This window comes from Lignipirellula cremea (assembly GCF_056501455.1).
On record NZ_CM151415.1, the window covers coordinates 1470516 to 1486904 of the forward strand.

At 65.2% G+C, this 16389-nt stretch carries 14 protein-coding genes; 9 read left to right on the forward strand and 5 right to left on the reverse strand.

Annotated elements, in window-relative coordinates; translation table 11 throughout:
* Window positions 1-163: 163 nt before the first annotated feature.
* Both SH602x_RS05760 and SH602x_RS05765 read left to right on the forward strand, forming a co-directional pair.
* Entirely contained in the window at window positions 164-1234 is a 1071-nt protein-coding gene (locus SH602x_RS05760) for a 3-isopropylmalate dehydrogenase (RefSeq protein WP_479475882.1), read from the forward strand.
* A gap of 71 nt (window positions 1235-1305) precedes the next feature.
* Window positions 1306-1461 carry a hypothetical protein gene (locus SH602x_RS05765; protein WP_479475883.1) on the forward strand — a complete coding sequence of 52 codons (156 nt, stop codon included), beginning with the start codon at window positions 1306-1308 and terminating at the stop codon, window positions 1459-1461.
* A 237-nt stretch (window positions 1462-1698) separates the two neighbouring features.
* Here the strand turns inward: SH602x_RS05765 and SH602x_RS05770 are convergent, their stop codons facing one another.
* The gene (locus SH602x_RS05770; protein ID WP_479475884.1) at window positions 1699-2520 is read right to left on the reverse strand and encodes a hypothetical protein; all 822 of its coding nucleotides are present in this window, start codon (window positions 2518-2520) and stop codon (window positions 1699-1701) included.
* Window positions 2521-2779: 259 nt separating this feature from the next.
* Here SH602x_RS05770 and SH602x_RS05775 point away from each other — a divergent pair, with 259 nt between their 5' ends.
* Window positions 2780-4540 carry a hypothetical protein gene (locus tag SH602x_RS05775; RefSeq protein ID WP_479475885.1) on the forward strand — a complete coding sequence of 587 codons (1761 nt, stop codon included), beginning with the start codon at window positions 2780-2782 and terminating at the stop codon, window positions 4538-4540.
* Window position 4541: 1 nt separating this feature from the next.
* Here the strand turns inward: SH602x_RS05775 and SH602x_RS05780 are convergent, their stop codons facing one another.
* On the reverse strand, window positions 4542-6383 hold the full coding sequence (locus SH602x_RS05780; protein WP_479475886.1) for a carbon starvation CstA family protein: 1842 nt from the start codon (window positions 6381-6383) through the stop codon (window positions 4542-4544).
* Between the two features lie 110 nt (window positions 6384-6493).
* Complete coding sequence (locus SH602x_RS05785) at window positions 6494-7360, reverse strand: transporter (RefSeq protein WP_479475887.1); 867 nt, start codon at window positions 7358-7360, stop codon at window positions 6494-6496.
* Window positions 7361-7601: 241 nt separating this feature from the next.
* On the opposite strand from SH602x_RS05785, the gene recD2 reads away from it, so the two are divergent.
* Window positions 7602-10019, forward strand: coding sequence for an SF1B family DNA helicase RecD2 (recD2, locus tag SH602x_RS05790; protein ID WP_479475888.1), 2418 nt, complete (start codon window positions 7602-7604; stop codon window positions 10017-10019).
* Between the two features lie 49 nt (window positions 10020-10068).
* Window positions 10069-10758 carry a suppressor of fused domain protein gene (locus tag SH602x_RS05795; RefSeq protein WP_479475889.1) on the forward strand — a complete coding sequence of 230 codons (690 nt, stop codon included), beginning with the start codon at window positions 10069-10071 and terminating at the stop codon, window positions 10756-10758.
* Here SH602x_RS05795 and SH602x_RS05800 read toward each other — a convergent pair whose 3' ends face one another.
* Complete coding sequence (locus tag SH602x_RS05800) at window positions 10759-12318, reverse strand: DUF1549 and DUF1553 domain-containing protein (protein ID WP_479475890.1); 1560 nt, start codon at window positions 12316-12318, stop codon at window positions 10759-10761. It lies immediately after the preceding gene.
* A gap of 293 nt (window positions 12319-12611) precedes the next feature.
* On the opposite strand from SH602x_RS05800, the gene SH602x_RS05805 reads away from it, so the two are divergent.
* From SH602x_RS05805 to SH602x_RS05820, 4 genes are all read left to right on the forward strand, one after another.
* Window positions 12612-13187, forward strand: coding sequence for a glutathione peroxidase (locus tag SH602x_RS05805; protein WP_479475891.1), 576 nt, complete (start codon window positions 12612-12614; stop codon window positions 13185-13187).
* Window positions 13188-13189: 2 nt separating this feature from the next.
* Window positions 13190-13519, forward strand: a complete 330-nt coding sequence (locus tag SH602x_RS05810) for a hypothetical protein (RefSeq protein ID WP_479475892.1) — start codon at window positions 13190-13192, stop codon at window positions 13517-13519.
* A gap of 65 nt (window positions 13520-13584) precedes the next feature.
* Window positions 13585-14184 carry a hypothetical protein gene (locus SH602x_RS05815; protein WP_479475893.1) on the forward strand — a complete coding sequence of 200 codons (600 nt, stop codon included), beginning with the start codon at window positions 13585-13587 and terminating at the stop codon, window positions 14182-14184.
* A 207-nt stretch (window positions 14185-14391) separates the two neighbouring features.
* Complete coding sequence (locus tag SH602x_RS05820) at window positions 14392-15312, forward strand: DUF1559 family PulG-like putative transporter (protein ID WP_479475894.1); 921 nt, start codon at window positions 14392-14394, stop codon at window positions 15310-15312.
* Window positions 15313-15427: 115 nt separating this feature from the next.
* Here the strand turns inward: SH602x_RS05820 and msrA are convergent, their stop codons facing one another.
* Window positions 15428-16171, reverse strand: a complete 744-nt coding sequence (gene msrA, locus SH602x_RS05825; RefSeq protein WP_479475895.1) for a peptide-methionine (S)-S-oxide reductase MsrA — start codon at window positions 16169-16171, stop codon at window positions 15428-15430.
* Window positions 16172-16389: the final 218 nt, after the last annotated feature.

Consider the following 16389-nt stretch of genomic DNA (forward strand, 5'->3'; position numbering starts at 1 on the left):
GGTCGAGCCAGGAGGAGGTCAACTTGTGGCCCCTCCGGTCCCTGATTAGAATTCCGCGCTTTCCGCGGACGGCGCCGGCTGCACGTCCGCTGTCGGCGAACCCTGCGCGACCGGTGCGGGGGCGACTCGCCTCCCCTCCCGTGGTCATGCAAGGTTAGCGCTAGTGAGCGACACGCTGAAAATCGCCGTACTCGGCGGCGACGGTACCGGCCCCGAGGTCACTGCCGAGGCGCTGAAGGTTCTCGACGCCGTTTCGAAGCTCGAATCGTTCAAGTACGAGCTCAACCACCTCGACTGGGGCGGCGAAAAGTTTCTGAAGACCGGCGTGATCCTGCCCGAGGACGGCGTCGAAACGCTCAAGAAGCATGACGCCATCTTCCTCGGAGCCGTCGGTCATCCCGACGTGAAGCCGGGCGTGCTGGAAAAGGGGCTGCTCCTTGCCCTCCGCTTCGCGCTTGACCAGTACATCAACCTTCGCCCGGTGAAGCTCTATCCCGGCGTCGAGTCGCCGCTGGCGAACAAGAAGCCGGAAGACATCGACTTCGTCGTCGTCCGCGAGAACACCGAGGACATGTACGCCGGAATCGGCGGCTTCCTTAAGAAGTTCACGGCGGACGAGGTCGCCACGCAGACGGCCATCTACACCCGCAAGGGCTGCGAGCGGGCGATCCGCTGGGCGTTCGAATTCACCCGCAAGCGGAACAACCCGAAGGGAAAGATGTTGACGCTCGTCGCCAAGACGAACGTCCTGACCTTCGGGCATGACTTGTGGTGGCGGACCTTCCAGGACGTCGCCAAGGAGTATCCCGACGTCAAGGCCGACTACAACCACGTCGACGCCTGCTGCATGTGGATGGTGAAGAACCCCGAGTATTACGACGTGATCGTCACGACGAACATGTTCGGGGACATCATCACCGACCTCGGCGCCATGATTCAGGGCGGCATGGGCGTCGCCGCCGGCGGGAACATCAATCCCGACAAGGGCGGCGTCAGCATGTTTGAACCGATGGGCGGTTCGGCGCCGAAGTACACCGGCCAGAACGTCATCAACCCCATCGCCGCGATCGCCGCGATGGAGATGCTGCTCGAACAGTCGGGTCAGCCGAAGGCTGCCGCCCGGATCAACCAGGCGATCCGCACGGTGACCGGGACGAAGATGAAGTCCCAGGCCGCCGGCAGGATGGGCCACGGCACGAAGGAAGTCGGCGACCTGGTCTGCGAGAATTTGTAGCGCTGCCGCTCCGCGCCGCGTGGCTGGCGTTCCGGTTCTTCGCCGGCTTCGTCGGGCTGATCGTCATCGGCGTGACGCAGATCCTCTACGGCTGGGCAGGCGACGCGCTCTGGCTGCGGGTTCTTTATCCCGCAGCCTGCTTCGTCATGTCGATCGTCTGTCTCGGCATCTCGGCGTGGATCGTGCGCCGGCTTGTTCGCGGCGACTACCTGCGCGAGGAAGAGTAGTCGCCCGCGACGAAAGAAAAGTGTCGCCTTCTCAGGTGGACAGCGCCTATCGTTCATCTGGCGGGGATAATCGCCGGCCCAGGCGTCGCAGTCGAAATCCTAGGCTCCTCGACTCGTGACAGGCCCACGACGACCGCGCGCCCCCGCCAGGCGACGTCGCCCTTTTTCGAACACCCAGGTACGAGGTTTCTCGAAGTAAGTCAGCGATCGGAACAGCATCGATCGCGAAGCCGTTCGTCATGGTTCGCTCGCCATCAGGTCGAGCGGGATCCGATGCACCAGCGGCTCTCCCGAGTCGCCTGTTCCGCCGCATCGCCCGCGGTCGAAGTAAGTCACGACCAGCGTCGTCAGGATCGGCCGCTTCGGCCAGAGTCGCTGCACGGTCGCCGTCGGACGCGAAGAGTCGAGCAGGTCGAACTTGATCGAGCCGATCCGGTTCGCTTCCGACGATGGATCGTCGAATACGAGCCGCCGCCGCGGGGCGACGTTCGCCTCGGCGTCGAGCAGCCAGCGCTGGGCGGTGAGAACTTCCTCCGTCGGATCCGCGAGTTCCCAAACCTCTCCCGTCAGCGACAAGCAAGTCGCACGGGACGGGGATCGGTCGTTTGTTTCCGACGGCTGCGCATCTTCGTCGGCTGCCGGAATCAGCCATTGGGCATGCGATTCGACGGCCCGCTCGAATGCGACGATGGCCTCGCTGCAGGCTTGCATTCCCGCAGTCTCGCCCGTCACGTCGATCAGGGCTCCGTCCAGATGCGACGGGAAGGCTTCGGTCGTCGCGAAAGGCTCCATCGACTGGCGAAAGCCAGTGTCGCGATCGTTCCGCTTCGCGTCGACGGCAGGGGCGGGAGTCGCCATCTGACCGGGAATCAGTTTCGAGAGGAACGCGGCGTCCAGTTCGACGAACGATTCGGGCTGAACCGCCGGACGAGGCTGCCAGTCGAAGGCGAAATCCTGCCAGTAGAGCGGCGGAGGAGGCGTGTATCCTCGGCAGCATGCCAGAACGGCCCCGGGACAAGCGAAAAAGAAGCCCGTCGCGGCCCATCGCCCTCGGAACATCCTGACCATCGATCTCCTTTCGGACCTTGGGACCGATTCCGAACCGGCGCTTCTTGAGTTCGCCGCCGGTCGTCCAGCTTCCCGTACGAAGCTGCCAGCGAATCGGTTCACAGAGATCGCTGATCGGTCTGCCGGCACGGCCATGCGGCGGGCGACCGATCGCAGGAATCGCTAGTGACGCCGGTCGTTCTTATCGCGTAGACTCCCCGCCGATTGCCCGAGATTCTTCGTGCGCCTGCGGAATGGAGTCCGCCTCGTCATGCCGACGATCCATCTGATCGATCCGTCGCTTTCCTACGTCGGCGACCACCATTTCGATTTCGCGAGCCACGTCCTGAGCGTCGCCGCGGAGCAGGACTTCCAGATCCGGCTGGCGACGAATCGCAAGTTCCGCGATCTGGGCGCCGTGCCGGAAGGATGGACCGTTCATCCCTGCTTCCGCCATCACGCCTATAACCGCCATTCGCTCCATCACGGCGGGGAGAAACTGCTGGCGCGACTCGGCTGTTCGAAGCCGAAGCGATCGCTGAAGAGCCTCCTGAAGACGCCCGCCCGCCTGGCGTCGAACGCCTGGTATCGCCGCCGCCGCGACGTCCGGCTCGATCGCTTCGCGTCGGAGATCGCCGCCTATTGGCGGAGCGTCTCCCCGCAACCGGGCGATCAGATGATCCTGCCGACGGTCAGCGAGTTCGAGGTCATCTCGCTCTCACGCGTGCTGCCTGAACTGTCCGGCGCGGTTTCCGTCGACTGGCATCTGCTGTTCCACTTCAACATTCTGGAAGGTCCGGAGACGGAGCTTCCCGCACAGCGAGCGCTGTTCGACTGGATGGCCGCGACGATGGGCGACGCCTGTCGCACGCTCCGGAATCATTCGCTGAACTTCTACGCCTCGAACGAGACGCTTCAGCGGCAGTACGAGATGCTGGGCGTCGCGCCGTTCCAGGCGCTCGCCTATCCCATGAACCCGGAACTCGCTCCGCCCCGGCTGACGCAGACGGCGGGGCCGAAGCGAATTCTCATGGGAGGCGGCATTCGTCGCGAAAAGGGTCAGTCCCGGCTGGATCGCATCGCCGCCGATCTCTGGACCGACTGTCTCGAACAGGGCACCGCGCAGCTCGTCGTGCAGAGCGGCAAGCTCGGCTTCTCCGTCGCGCTGCCCGCCCAGCCTGCCGCGAATGTCCAGCCCGTCGTCTACCCGCCCCATCCGCTGCCGATGGAGGGTTATCGCGACCTGATCGCCGGCGCGCACGTCGGCCTGTTCCTGCACGACCGCCGGCGGTACTACGCGCGGCGATCGGGCGTGCTGACCGACTACCTTTGCACGGGGCTGCCCGTGATCGTGCCGGCAGGCTGCTGGCTTTCGGAACAGGTGCAGCCCTCGATCGATCAGCGGGCGCGACAGATCCTGGCCCGGCATCCGCAGCGGGATCTGGTTCCCCACGAATGGCTCACCCCCAGCGGTTCCGACCGCCTGGAGTGCGGCGGAAGCGCTTCGCCCGCGACGCGCACCCTGCCCGTCGCCGGCGAGGCGGATCTGGCGGCGGTCACGTTCGACTGGCCGGCCTGCGAGACGGGAACCTACGTCACGGTCGAGCTGGCCGCGTTCGACGAAGCGGGCGAGAGCCTGAGCGTGCAGCGATCCTGCGGCAGTCGACCGAAGGATGCCGACGAAGCGATCGCCCTGTTCAGAATTCCCCGAACGACGAAGTCGGTCCGGCTGACCTGGCACAACGCGTTCGACGACGCGAAGCTGCTTATTCGTCCGAGCGAGGTTTCGACGTTCGCAGCCGACGGCGAGGCGCTGCCCCTCGGAACGTTCGGTCTGATCGCCGCCGATGACGACCAGATCGGGCGACTCGTTCGCGAGATGCTCGCGAATTACGACCATTACCGCGGCGAGGCCGTCGCGTTCGCCGACGAATGGCGCCGGCGACATCACCCCGCGCGAACGCTGGAGCAGTTCCTCGCTTCGGCGAAGAAGCTTCCGCGGCAGACCTACGTTCGCCGAAGCGCAGCGTAGATCAGACTCCGGTAACCGTCACAGGGGGTACGTGCTTCGGCTGGGGGAGCGGAGCCAGTTGCGGCTCCAGCACGCCTCGCGCCCTCGGAAACACGAGCAGTCCCTCGACGATCATCCAGATCTGGAGGGCCGTGATGCAGATGCCGAAGCCGAAGAGGAGGTAGTTTCCCTTCGCCAGGAAGCCGGTCTCCGGATCGAAGAGCTGCACCGCGAGCGCCCATGCCGGAATCACCAGCATCAGCGCCATCGGGATCGCGACGAAGGCGATCGGCTTGTTGCGACGCCAGAGATAGAACGCCACGACCATGAAGGCGAGGCCCGCCAGAAGCTGATTGGTGGCTCCGAACAGGCCCCACAGCAGAAGCCCGCCCGTGCCGTACGCGGCCAGGGTTCCGTCCGCCGCGTTCGGTCCCCGCATGAGCGCGATCGACAGGGCGAGCCCCACCGCGATCGCCGTCGCGACGTACTTGTTGCCCAACGGCTTCAATCCGACGGTCTCGCCGATTTCGTGGATCACGTAACGCTGGAGACGGGTCGCCGAATCGAGCGTCGTCGCGGCGAAGCAGGCGACCAGCGTCGCGACGATCCCGATCGCGAAGGGAAGGTCGATACCGATCGCCGTCAGAAAGTTCGCCCCTCCCTTGATGAAGACGCCGGTCGCTTTCGATGGCGCGATCATGGCCGAGCCGTCACCGTACTGCGACGCCCAGGCTTCATGCCCGACCAGCTTCACTCCGTCGGCGCCGGTCACGCCCATGCCGATGCCGGCACAGCACGCGAGGATCACGATCACCGCCAGAGCGCCTTCCATCAGCATCGATCCGTACCCGATCGGCTGGGCGTCGGGCTCCCTGGCGATCTGCTTGCTGGACGTGCCCGAACTGACCAGGCAGTGAAATCCGCTGCAGGCTCCGCAGGCGATCGTGATGAACAGGAAGGGCAACAGCGCCGTCTGCCCGCCGGAGAGGAGGTTCCCTTCGATCGCGACGACCGGCGCAGTGCCGACCAGTTCGGCTCCGCCGACGAGGCCCGCGACGGCGATGCCGACCACCATGGCCGCGAGGGCGACGTAAAGCTGGAAGCTGTTGACGTAGTCGCGGGGCTGCAGGAGCAACCAGACCGGCAGGACCGACGCCGCGAAGCAGTAGACCATCAGGATCATGGTCCAGATCACGGTCGGATTCAGGAACGCGTTCGGATCCGTGTCGATCTTGATCGGCAGGTGATACACGCCGACGTAGATCGCCCCGTACAGCAGGATCAGCGCGCCGACCGACGGGATCAGCAGGTTGCCCTTCAACTTGTGAACCCAGATTCCGACGCCGATCGCGATCGGCATGGCGATCCAGACCGAGAGCACGCTCTCGGGATAGTCTCGGAAGATGCCTGCGATCACGAGCCCGAAGATCGCCAGCACCACCGTCAGGGCGAAAAACAGAATTAACAGGAACAGCAACTTCGCCCGCGGCGAAATCAGGCGACCCGCGATCTCGCCGACGGTCTGCCCCCGGTTGCGCATCGAGATCACCAGCGACCCGAAATCATGGACGGCGCCGATCAGGATCGATCCGAACACCACCCACAGCAGCGCCGGCAGCCAGCCCCAGAAGACGGCGAGCGCCGGCCCGACGATCGGGCCCGTTCCCGCGATGCTGGTGAAATGGTGCCCGAAGACGACGCTTTTCCGCGTCGGAACGTAGTCGACGCCGTCGTCGAGCGCTTCGCTCGGCGTGACGGCGTTCGGATCGAGCGCGAACACCTTCCGCGCGATCCAGCGTCCGTACGTGTAGTAGGCGACCAGGAAGCCGACGAACGACAGAACCGCGACGATCAACGTGCTCATGAGGGAAGGGCGCCGGCGGCAACGCGGCAGATTTCGCTGAGGAGAGAAGGGGCGTGGGAGACGCAGGGCTTATCTTAACGAGCGACCGCATCGAATGCTGCCTCGGCGTATCAGCGAAAGCGGATCGACAGGCCGGCGCCGGCGAAGAAGTCCTCCGCCGCTTCGTTCACGCCGACGCCCGCGCGAACGTCCCACTGGATGTCGTCGGTAATGAGGTAGGTGAAGCCGCCGTCGAAGTAATGCTCCGGCTTCGCGTCGATCGCCCCGCTCGGAAAAAAGGCGAACCACTCGGTATAAGCGCCCAGCCGTTCGGTCAGGGAGTATCCGACCGTCCAGGACTGGGCGAACTCGGCGTACCCTTCCCCCGAATCGTCGATCGCTCGATTGATCTGGGAGCTGCCGCCGGTCGAGATCGTCTCCGACAAATCCCAGCCGTACAGCCAGTTCACGCCGGGAAGAACTTCGCCCGCCGTGAAGGCGTCGGATCCCGTCGGCAGGGTCATCTGCGGCATGAGCGCCATCTCAGGGAAGAACCCGTCCTGCGGCGTCAGTCCGAGGTTCGCCCCCACGTAGAGATCTTCGCTGCCTGAGACCGTCGTTCCGCCTGCGGTGGCATGCGCCTGATTGCAGGCGACGCGCGCTTCGAGCCAGTCGGCCAGCAACCCGACTCGCAGCAGCGTCTCAGGATACGAATGCGTTTCCGATTTGCCGCCGTCGTCGTCCCAGCCGTACGTGTAGCCGAATTCGAGCTGCGCGACGCCCCGTCCGACGGTCGAACTGGCCCCCGTGAAGTCGGGTCGATCGGTGACGAGCGGCTCGTCGAGATTTGGCCCTCCCTCTTCGCCCGACCCGCCGCTCCATTGGAACAGCGTTCCAGGCGTCTCTTCGTAGTCGCGCCACTGCGCATGGACGGAGCCGGCTGCCAGCGCAGCGGTCAGCAGCAGCGCGCCCGAAACGATCAGCCGGTTCCCTAACATGCACGCTCTCGCTCAACTCGTCCATCGGTCGTTTCCCAGGCGAGCGTCAGCGGCGGTTCGCGCGTCGGAAATGTAGCGCTGGCTACAAGCGGACTCGGCATGATCGTTCCGGTTCTTGACGCGATCTCCGTCCGCCGTCGCGGCTTCGGGCGAAGTCGGGGCGTCCCGACTCGCCGTCAGCGGATAGAATTCCCGGTTACCTCGGCAAGGATCCAGCGGCTCAGGCGTCGGACGGAGCGGAATGAGTCAGGCGGCGGAGCGGCTATCGGGCGAGATCGAACGGGTCGCGTTTCACGCGCCCGAGACGGGCTTCTGCGTGCTGAAGTGTCGCGTGCCGAAGCAGGCGGACCTCGTCACCGTCAAGGGTCGTCTGGCTCGCGTCGACGTCGGCGAGACCTTCGACGCCGAGGGCCGCTGGGTCGAGCATCCGCAGTTCGGCAGGCAGTTCGAAGCGAAAACGCTCAACGCCTATCCGCCCAAATCCGCCAGCGGCATCGAAAAGTATCTCGCCGGCGGAGGCGTTCGCGGCATCGGGCCCCAACTGGCCAAGCGACTCGTCGCGAAATTCGGCGACCAGACGCTGGAGGTGCTCGACACGTCGCCCGACTTCCTGCTCCACATGAAGGGCGTGGGGAAGGAGACCGTCAAACGGATCGTCGACAGTTGGAACGAACAGCGGGGCGTCCGCGACCTGCGGCTGTTCCTGGCCGAAATCGGCATAGGCGGAGCCGGTCGCGCGGCGAAGATTCTGAAGACCCTCGGATCGGGCGCCGTCGCCAAGATCCGCGACAACCCGTATCTGCTGGCGGAAGAGGTCCGCGGCGTCGGCTTCAAGACGGCGGACGCCGCGGCCCAGAAGCTGGGCATCGCACGCGACGCGCCGCAGCGACTTCGCGCGGGGCTGATGCATGTCCTCTCCGACTGGGCGTCGAGCGGTCACTGCGCGGCGCCGCGGCCCGAGCTGCTCGACTCCGCCGCGCGGATGCTGGAGGCGGACGAGGCGAAGATCGACGCGGCGCTCGCCGATCTGAAGCAGGCAGGTAAGCTGGTCGTCGAGGCGGCGGAGGGCGACGAGTGGGTCTATCTCACCGAGCTATATGAAGCCGAGTGCGTGCTCGCGGAGGACGTCGCCCGGCTGCTGACGTCGGGTCGACTGCCGCTAAAGAAGGGCAAGACGGCCGAGCGCGTCGCCGCGGTGCAGGAGCGTTTCGGTCTGGAATTGGCCGAGGCGCAGGTCGAGGCCCTACGCGTCGCGGCGACGCAGAAGCTGCTGATCGTCACCGGCGGGCCGGGCGTCGGAAAGACCACGCTCGTGAAGTGCGTGATCGACCTGTTCGAGCGTGAGGGGTGCGCGATCGCCCTCGCCGCTCCGACCGGCCGCGCGGCGAAGCGCCTGACGGAGACGACCGGCAAACCGGCGAAGACGCTTCATCGCCTGCTCGAATTCGATCCCCGACAGGGCGTCTTTCTCCGCGGGCCGAACTATCCGCTCGAAGGCGATCTGTTCGTCATCGATGAATGCTCGATGCTCGACGTCGAACTGGCCGGGAGGCTCTTCGCGGCGCTGCCGGAGCGGAGTTGCATCGTGCTCGTCGGCGACGTCGATCAGCTCCCGTCCGTCGGACCGGGGCTGGTGCTCTCCGACCTGATCGAGTCGGAACAGATCCCCTGCGTCCGGCTGACGCGAGTCTTTCGCCAGGCGTCCGGCAGCCGCATCGTGCAGGCAGCGCATGCCGTGCTGCACGGCGAATTCCCCGAGCCTTCGCCGAGCGGCGAGCTGTCGGACTTCTACTTCGTGGAAGAGGACGATCCGCAGGGTTCGCTCGACAAGATCGTCCGGCTGGTCCGCGATCGCATACCCGAACGGTTTCAGCTCGACCCGCTCGAAGACGTGCAGGTCCTGTCGCCCATGAACAAGTCGCTGCTCGGCGTGAAGAACCTCAACGCCGAGTTGCAGAAGGCGCTCAATCCGCCCGAGGCCGCCGCTGAGGACGGTCCTTCCGCAGGGCTGGCGTCCTCCTCTGCCGCGGGCGAGTCCGATGACACGTTGACGCTGAACGCTCCCAAAGCGGCGGGAGAGTTCGAACGCCTCGGCGTGACGTTCCGCCTGGGCGACCGGGTGATTCAGACGGTCAACAATTACGATCGCGAAGTCTTCAACGGCGATCTCGGACGCATCGTCGGCGTCGATCGGGTGCAGCAGCGACTGGTCGTTCGCTTCGACGGTCGCGACGTAGCGTACGACTTCGCGTCGCTGGACGAGATCTCGCTCGCCTACGCGATCAGCGTGCACAAGAGCCAGGGTTCGGAATTCCCCTGCGTCGTGCTCCCGTGGAGTTCGCAGCACTTCGTGATGCTCGAGCGGAACCTCCTTTACACCGCGATCACCCGCGGCAAACAATTGACCGTCGTCGTCGGCAGTCGCCGGGCGTGGGATATCGCCATGTCCCGCACCGATCGCGGCAAGCGCTACAGTCGCCTGAAGGCGCGGATCCGCGCCGCCGTCGCCGCCGTTCCTCCCAAGCCGGCAAAGTCTTCTGCGAAAGCGACGGCGAAGTCCGTCGACACGACGAAGCCGGCCGATCCGGCGGAAACGCCGATCGCGAAGAAGTCCGCTTCCAAGTCTGCGAAGCCTGGTTTTCGCCGAGATGACCTGTGATCGAACCGCGCCGCTCCAGCCATTGCTGCTCCAGCCACCGTTCAGCCTGATGCCCGACCCTGCTTCCGATGCTTCGTCCGGCGCCGCCTCCGGCAGTTCCGCCGGTCTTTCGCCTGACTGCGAATCGTCGCTGGACGCGATCGTCGCGCACGTGCAGCGGCATATCGGGCCGATCGCCTACGTCTGGCACGAGAAGGCGTCGACGATCGTGCATGTCGACGTGCATGTCGTCTTCCCGACGGAGGAGCGGCCCTTCTACACCCTCGTCACGTCGGGCATGAGCGATCTGCCGATGACCGTCCCGCCCGACGTCGATACGCCGCCGTACGCGGAGCTGCTGATCCGACTGCCGGCGGAGTGGAATCTCGACTACGAGACGCTGAACGACGAACGAAATTATTGGCCCATCCGGCTGCTCCAGTCGCTCGCGCGGTTTCCGCATGCGACGGAGGGATGGCTGGACGTCGGCGATGCGCTGCCCAACGGACTGCCCCCGCGACCGTTCGCGCCGGAGACCGAACTCTGCGCCGCGATGACGGCGTTTCCTTACGTGGAGGGCGAAGCCTTTCACGTCCTGGAAGCGCGGCTGGGCAAGACCATTCGCTTCTTCGCCGTCATGCCGCTCCACGCCAGCGAGATGCGATTCCTCCGCGAGCAGGGTCCGGAGGAACTCGAAAAGCGCTTCGAGCAGGCCGAGACGTCGCTGATCCTCGACCCGCAGCGCTCGCCGGCGGTCTGACTACCGACGCATCGCGAATTCGCCGCTGTTGAGCAAGGCCCAGAGCAGATCGCTGCTGGCGGCGGCGTTCGCCTCGGGCGACTGGCTCTCTTCGTAGAACGCGAGCGCCAGATCGCGCTCCTCCGGCGTCGGGAATCGCGAGAGCGTCGCGACGTAGAGGGCCTCGACCCGTTCTTCGTTCGTGAAGAGTGGCGCCGAGAGCGAGCCGACGATGCGGCTCGATTCAGGCGCCGTGGCGGCTCGCAGCGCTCCGCCGTTCAGGAACATCAGCGCCTGCGGGATGCCCCCCTGGTACTCCGTCGCGGGCCGGTCGAGGAACGCCATCCGGGCGGCGAACGCCGCGCGACCCATGTCGCCCTGCGGGATGCCGTTGATCAAGTTCGCCGGGCTGTCTCCGCCGCCGACGGTCGTGATCGAGTCGTAGAGCTGCTCCGGGGTCAACGCCTTGACCGGCATGTAGGCCCACAGCCGCAGTTCGGGCAGCTTGCCTTCGTAGCGACTGCTCCGGGCGTAAGCCTTCGTCATTGCCAGCGTGCGGTAGAGCTCCTTCAGGTCGTAGCCCGTCTCGACGAACCAGTCGGCCAGCGCCTCCAGAATTTCCGGATGGCTCGGCGGGTTCCGCGCGCTCAGGTCGTCGACCGGTTCGACGATCCCCTGGCCGAAGAGCTGCGACCAGACTCGATTGACCGCGGCCTTGGCCAGGTAGGGATTGTCGCGCGACGTCATCCAGATGGCGAGCTGCGTCCTCCGTCCGCCGAACTCTTCGACCGGCGTTTCGCTGCCTGGGAAGCGGGGCGGAACGACCTCGTCCGTCTCGGGCAGCATGACCTCGCCCTCTTCCTGCTCGATGAGCGACCGCGACTCCATGTTCTGCATGCCCGGATCGCGGACGCCCGCGAAGAACGCGGCGAGCGACCAGAAGTCCTTCTGGCTCCACTGGTCGAACGGGTGATCGTGGCACTGGGCACAGTCGAGCTGCATGCCCAGGAAGATCCGCGACGTCGACGCGGCGAGCTTCTCCGGCTTGAACTCCTGACGACGGTAGTAGACGCTCGGTCCCGTCGTGCGCCCGCCGCTGGCCGAAATGAACTCCGCGACCAAGCGGTCGTAGCGGTAGTTCTCGCGGAACTTCGTGCGGAACCAGCGTCGCAGTTCTTCCCGGTCGGCGATCGCCTCCAGCGAATTCGGATCGGCCAGCATCCGCGCCGACCAGAGATCGGCCTGATGCGTCGCGAAGCGGGGCGAGCGGAGCAACTCCTCGACCAGCGCCTGGCGCTTTTGCGGCTCCTCGGAGGTCAGGTATTCCCGCGCCCGCGAAGCCGAAGGAATGACGCCCGACAGGTCGAGCGACGCCCGGCGAAGGAACTCGTCGCCGCTGGCGGCATCGGCGGGCGCGATTCCTTCCCGTTCAAGTTTCGCGTCGATGATCGAGTCGATCAGTTCGACGACCTGGGCCCTTCGCTCGGCGCGCGACGCCTCCGGTTCGTCGGAGCGAACGATCGGCATCAGAGAGACGGCAACGGCTGCGAAACCTGCCAGAACGGCGAAGCGAAGATTCATCGCGGTTCCCTCATTCCGTTCTCTCGAAAAGAAGCAGGCGATCGCATCCGTTCCAACAGATAACCCCGTTCTGCCTTCATGGTATCCCATGCGGACCGCCCGTTCACCAGAGAAAGGGCGACGCCGGAGCGCCGTTCGCGTTTCGTCGCCTGTTCGCCGTTTCCGTCCGCCAGTTCGCCTGCTGGCAGGGAATCTTGAACGGCCCGACCCTCCGCGGCGTTTTTTCTTCGTCCCCGGGAGGGTACGCTAAGCGGACGTCCGCACGTTACGCCTCGCCCCTGGAGCCGCCTCCGATGCCCCGTCTTGCCGCCGCCCTCGCCGGAATCTCTCTCGCCTTTCTCCTTTGCGGACCCGCGCTCATGGCTGCCGACAAGGCGACGCCCGCCTCGCTCGATTTCGAGATGAAGACGCTCGACGGCAAGGCGCTCGACCTGGGCCAGTACGCCGGCAAGACGGTTCTGGTCGTGAACGTCGCCAGCAAGTGCGGCTACACCGGCCAGTACGAAGGCATGCAGGCCCTCTACGAGAAGTACAAGGACAAGGGCCTCGTCGTGCTGGGCGTTCCGAGCAATCAGTTCGGCGGCCAGGAGCCCGGTACCGCAGCAGAGATCGCGCAGTTCTGCTCGGCGAAGTACGACGTCAGCTTCCCGATGACCGCGAAGGTCGACGTGAAGGGCAAGACCGCGACGCCCTTCTACCAGTACCTCACCAAGCAGGAGACCTCGCCCAAGGGCGCCGGCGACGTGAGCTGGAACTTCGAGAAGTTCCTGATCGGCAAGGACGGCACGATCCTCGGACGCTACGCCTCCTCGGTCGAACCGGAAGACGAAGTCCTCGTCGCGACGATCGAGAAGGACCTGGCGAAGTAGTCGTGCGATACTTCGACTCGCACGAGTTGGAAGGCTTGCGCTACAACGCCACGGCGTCGATGATCGTCGCGGTGTATTGCTTCGCGAACTACCTGCTGATGTTGCAGTTTGCGCGAGGAGCCTTCGGGTACATTCCGTTCGGCGAGTTGTCGGCGATCTTCCTGCTTCTGGGCGCGGTCAGCGTTTCCGGCGCGATCGCGATGGTCTTGGCCTGCGCGACGTTCCGACGTCGTCGATTGCATATCGCCGTCGCGTCGATTAGCGCGGCGGCGCTGGTCGGTGTCGGAGTCTTCGACCTGTACTGTATCTATCTGGCTGGCCTTGCGGCCTAAGCGCCTTCCGCTTCGGTCGCTTCTCATACGCCGAAGCTTCGCCGCGGGACGGATTTCGCACGACTATGACGTTTCGACTGATCTTGGACGAGTGCCGCGAGCGGTTCGGTTCGGCGCCGCGGACGCTCTCGGAGGCGGACCTCGCCTCGTTCCGCTTCGAGATTCCGTTCTCGAAGAAGCTCTTCTTCTGGATGGGCCATCCGCTCGCCAAATTGCAGGGCGAAAGCCGAGACCTGGCCGAGCGGGGCCGACTCGTGTGGGGCTACGTCGTCGCGGCGGAGGAGAAGCTGCGATCGAGTTCCCAGGGGCAGTCCCAGACGGCGATCGTGCTCTACGGCGCTAGCGAAGAACTGGACGATCGTCCAGATCTGCTGGAGCGAATCGGCGATCGGCTCGCGACCGCCCGCAACGACGCTGACGTCGCCGCCGATCTCTCGCTGGCCAAGCCGCCCCTGGCGAAGGCGCTGCCCGCCGGACGCAGCGAGGGGGCTTCGCTGCTGCTGTCGGGGACGATGATCACTCCGTCGTCTCTGCCGCTCGATCGGCTGGAGCGGAACCTCCTGCCGCTGCTGATCGCGCCGGAGAAGACGAAGCACGTCCTGCCGCTGCCGAAGCGCTGGTGGTCGGAAGCGCTGATCGCTTACTGGACCGAGCGACCGGAGTAGCGCCGGGCGGCCCGCCCTTCGGGGGGCCCTTCTTCGAGCGGAAGAATCTCGACGGAAACCGTCGCCAAGAGCGAACGGATCGATAAACTATTGGAGCGCCTGCGCGGTCGATTCTTCCCGCGTTCGTCGCGTTCCGTCGATATCTCATCCAGCGACGGATCGCCCCTCCCCGCGGTGTCTTCTCGCTATTTCTTCGGAGCCCAGGTCATGCCTTCCCGCCGCACGGGTTTCACGCTCGTGGAGTTGCTCGTCGTGATCGCGATCATCGGCGTGCTGGTCGCGCTGTTGCTGCCGGCCGTTCAGGCGGCCCGCGAAGCGGCGAACCGGACGCAGTGCGCCAACAACCTGAAGCAGCTCGGCATCGCGCTGCACAACTACCACGACACGTACAAGATCCTGCCCCCCGGCGCGTTCTGGCAACTGGCCGCGAACAACGGCAACTTCCGCGGTTCGGGGCTGGTTCATATCCTGCCGTTCATCGAGCAGGGCCCGCTCTACGATCAAATCGACTTCGTAAATCCGGCGGGCCTCGACAACTTCGTTCTGCCGAGCGGTCAGGCCTTGAGATCGGTCAAGATCGACGCATATCGGTGCCCCAGCGATGCGAACGAAACCGATCCCCTGACCCGAAGCAGTAACTACACGCTTTCCGCCGGGTCGTGCAAAGTCGGAAACAACGGATCGGGAAGCTGCCCCGAGCACTCCGTCTGGTCTGCGTACTCGACGGTCGGACACGACCAGGCGACGGAGAAGATGTTCAACCGCGTAAGTTACTGCCACCCTTTCGCGGCGTGCACCGACGGTCTCTCGAATACGATCTTCGCGGGCGAGTCTCGTCGCGGCTGCTCGGCCCACGTCGAAGGAGGCTGGTCCAGATCCAATAACGGCCAGGGTCTGGTCAGCACGGTCATCCCGATCAACTACGACACGTGCCAGACGACGCTCGGCGACCCCTGCAAGTGGTTCGCGAACTGGTCGACGGAGTTCGGCTTCCGCTCGCGCCACCCGGGCGGCGCCCAGTTCGTGTTCGGCGACGGCTCGGTGCGCTATCTCGCCGAAACGATCGATCACCTGAACTATCAGGCCCTCGGCCATCCGTCCGACGGCAAGGTCGCTTCGACGCCGTAGCGGGCGTCGCGACAAGCCTTTCAGCAGCCAACTGATCAACGAAACAGGGGCATGGTCCGCACGACCATGCCCCTCGTTCGTTAACGAAGCGTTCTTTCGTCGCAGACGAATCCGCTCAGCGCTTGGCGTCTTCTTCCGGCTTCAGCTTGTCGGCGAAGAGCTTCTCCAGCTTCTTGTACTTCGGGCCGATCGTCATGCGGCAGTATCGGTCCTGCGGGTTCTTGGCGAAGTAGTTCTGGTGGTAGTCTTCCGCCGGATAGAACTGCGATGCCGCGGAGATTTCCGTCACGATCGGCTTGTCGAAAACCTCCGACTCGTCGAGCTTCTTCTTCCACTGCTCCGCCAGGTTCTTCTGCTCAGGCGTGTGATAGAAGACGACCGATCGATACTGCGTGCCGATGTCGTAGCCCTGACGGTTGAGCGTCGTCGGGTCATGCGTCTTCCAGAAGATCTCCAGCAGTTCTTCGTAGCCGACCTTGTTCTCGTCGTAGGTCACCTGGATGCATTCGGCGTGGCCGGTCAGACCCGTCAGGACGTCCTGGTAGGTGGGGTTCTTCAGTTGGCCGCCCATGTAGCCGGAGACGACCTTCTCCACGCCGTCGAGACGCAGAAACACCGCCTCGGTGCACCAGAAGCACCCTCCGCCGAACGTCGCCGTCGCCATTTTCGGGGTTCTCGTCTCAGGCTCTGCGGCAGACGCCGCAGGTGAAGGATCGGACACGGGATCGGCGACCGCGGACTTCGTCGGTTCGCATCCGAGGAAGACCAGCAGCGCCGCGACCAGGGCCGCAGCGACTGTTCGACTCGATCCGAAACGAGTCCGACGCATCGGCGGCGCATGGAGCTGAAAGACGGACATGCAGGCGTCTCCGCACGAATTCGAAGGAAGGTGGACCGCGCCAGGAGGGAGAGGCGCTTCGACGATTGCCCGTAGCGTATTGTACGAAACCGAAGGCCCCGCCGTACAGGCGCGCCTCGCTCCGCAGGTCGCGTCGCACGGAGGACCGGAGCCGCGTAGAATGCGAAAACTTCCTCGTCCCGCTTCTCGCCTGCCGTCCGCTGCGGCGCCCTGCATAC

Coding starts and splice junctions, on each gene's coding strand:
- SH602x_RS05770 (WP_479475884.1), bottom strand. CDS start 2,520: ATGTTCCGAGGGCGATGGGCCGCGACGGGCTTCTTTTTCGCTTGTCCC.
- SH602x_RS05775 (WP_479475885.1), top strand. CDS start 2,780: ATGCCGACGATCCATCTGATCGATCCGTCGCTTTCCTACGTCGGCGAC.
- SH602x_RS05780 (WP_479475886.1), bottom strand. CDS start 6,383: ATGAGCACGTTGATCGTCGCGGTTCTGTCGTTCGTCGGCTTCCTGGTC.
- SH602x_RS05785 (WP_479475887.1), bottom strand. CDS start 7,360: ATGTTAGGGAACCGGCTGATCGTTTCGGGCGCGCTGCTGCTGACCGCT.
- recD2 (WP_479475888.1), top strand. CDS start 7,602: ATGAGTCAGGCGGCGGAGCGGCTATCGGGCGAGATCGAACGGGTCGCG.
- SH602x_RS05795 (WP_479475889.1), top strand. CDS start 10,069: ATGCCCGACCCTGCTTCCGATGCTTCGTCCGGCGCCGCCTCCGGCAGT.
- SH602x_RS05800 (WP_479475890.1), bottom strand. CDS start 12,318: ATGAATCTTCGCTTCGCCGTTCTGGCAGGTTTCGCAGCCGTTGCCGTC.
- SH602x_RS05805 (WP_479475891.1), top strand. CDS start 12,612: ATGCCCCGTCTTGCCGCCGCCCTCGCCGGAATCTCTCTCGCCTTTCTC.
- SH602x_RS05815 (WP_479475893.1), top strand. CDS start 13,585: ATGACGTTTCGACTGATCTTGGACGAGTGCCGCGAGCGGTTCGGTTCG.
- SH602x_RS05820 (WP_479475894.1), top strand. CDS start 14,392: ATGCCTTCCCGCCGCACGGGTTTCACGCTCGTGGAGTTGCTCGTCGTG.
- msrA (WP_479475895.1), bottom strand. CDS start 16,171: ATGTCCGTCTTTCAGCTCCATGCGCCGCCGATGCGTCGGACTCGTTTC.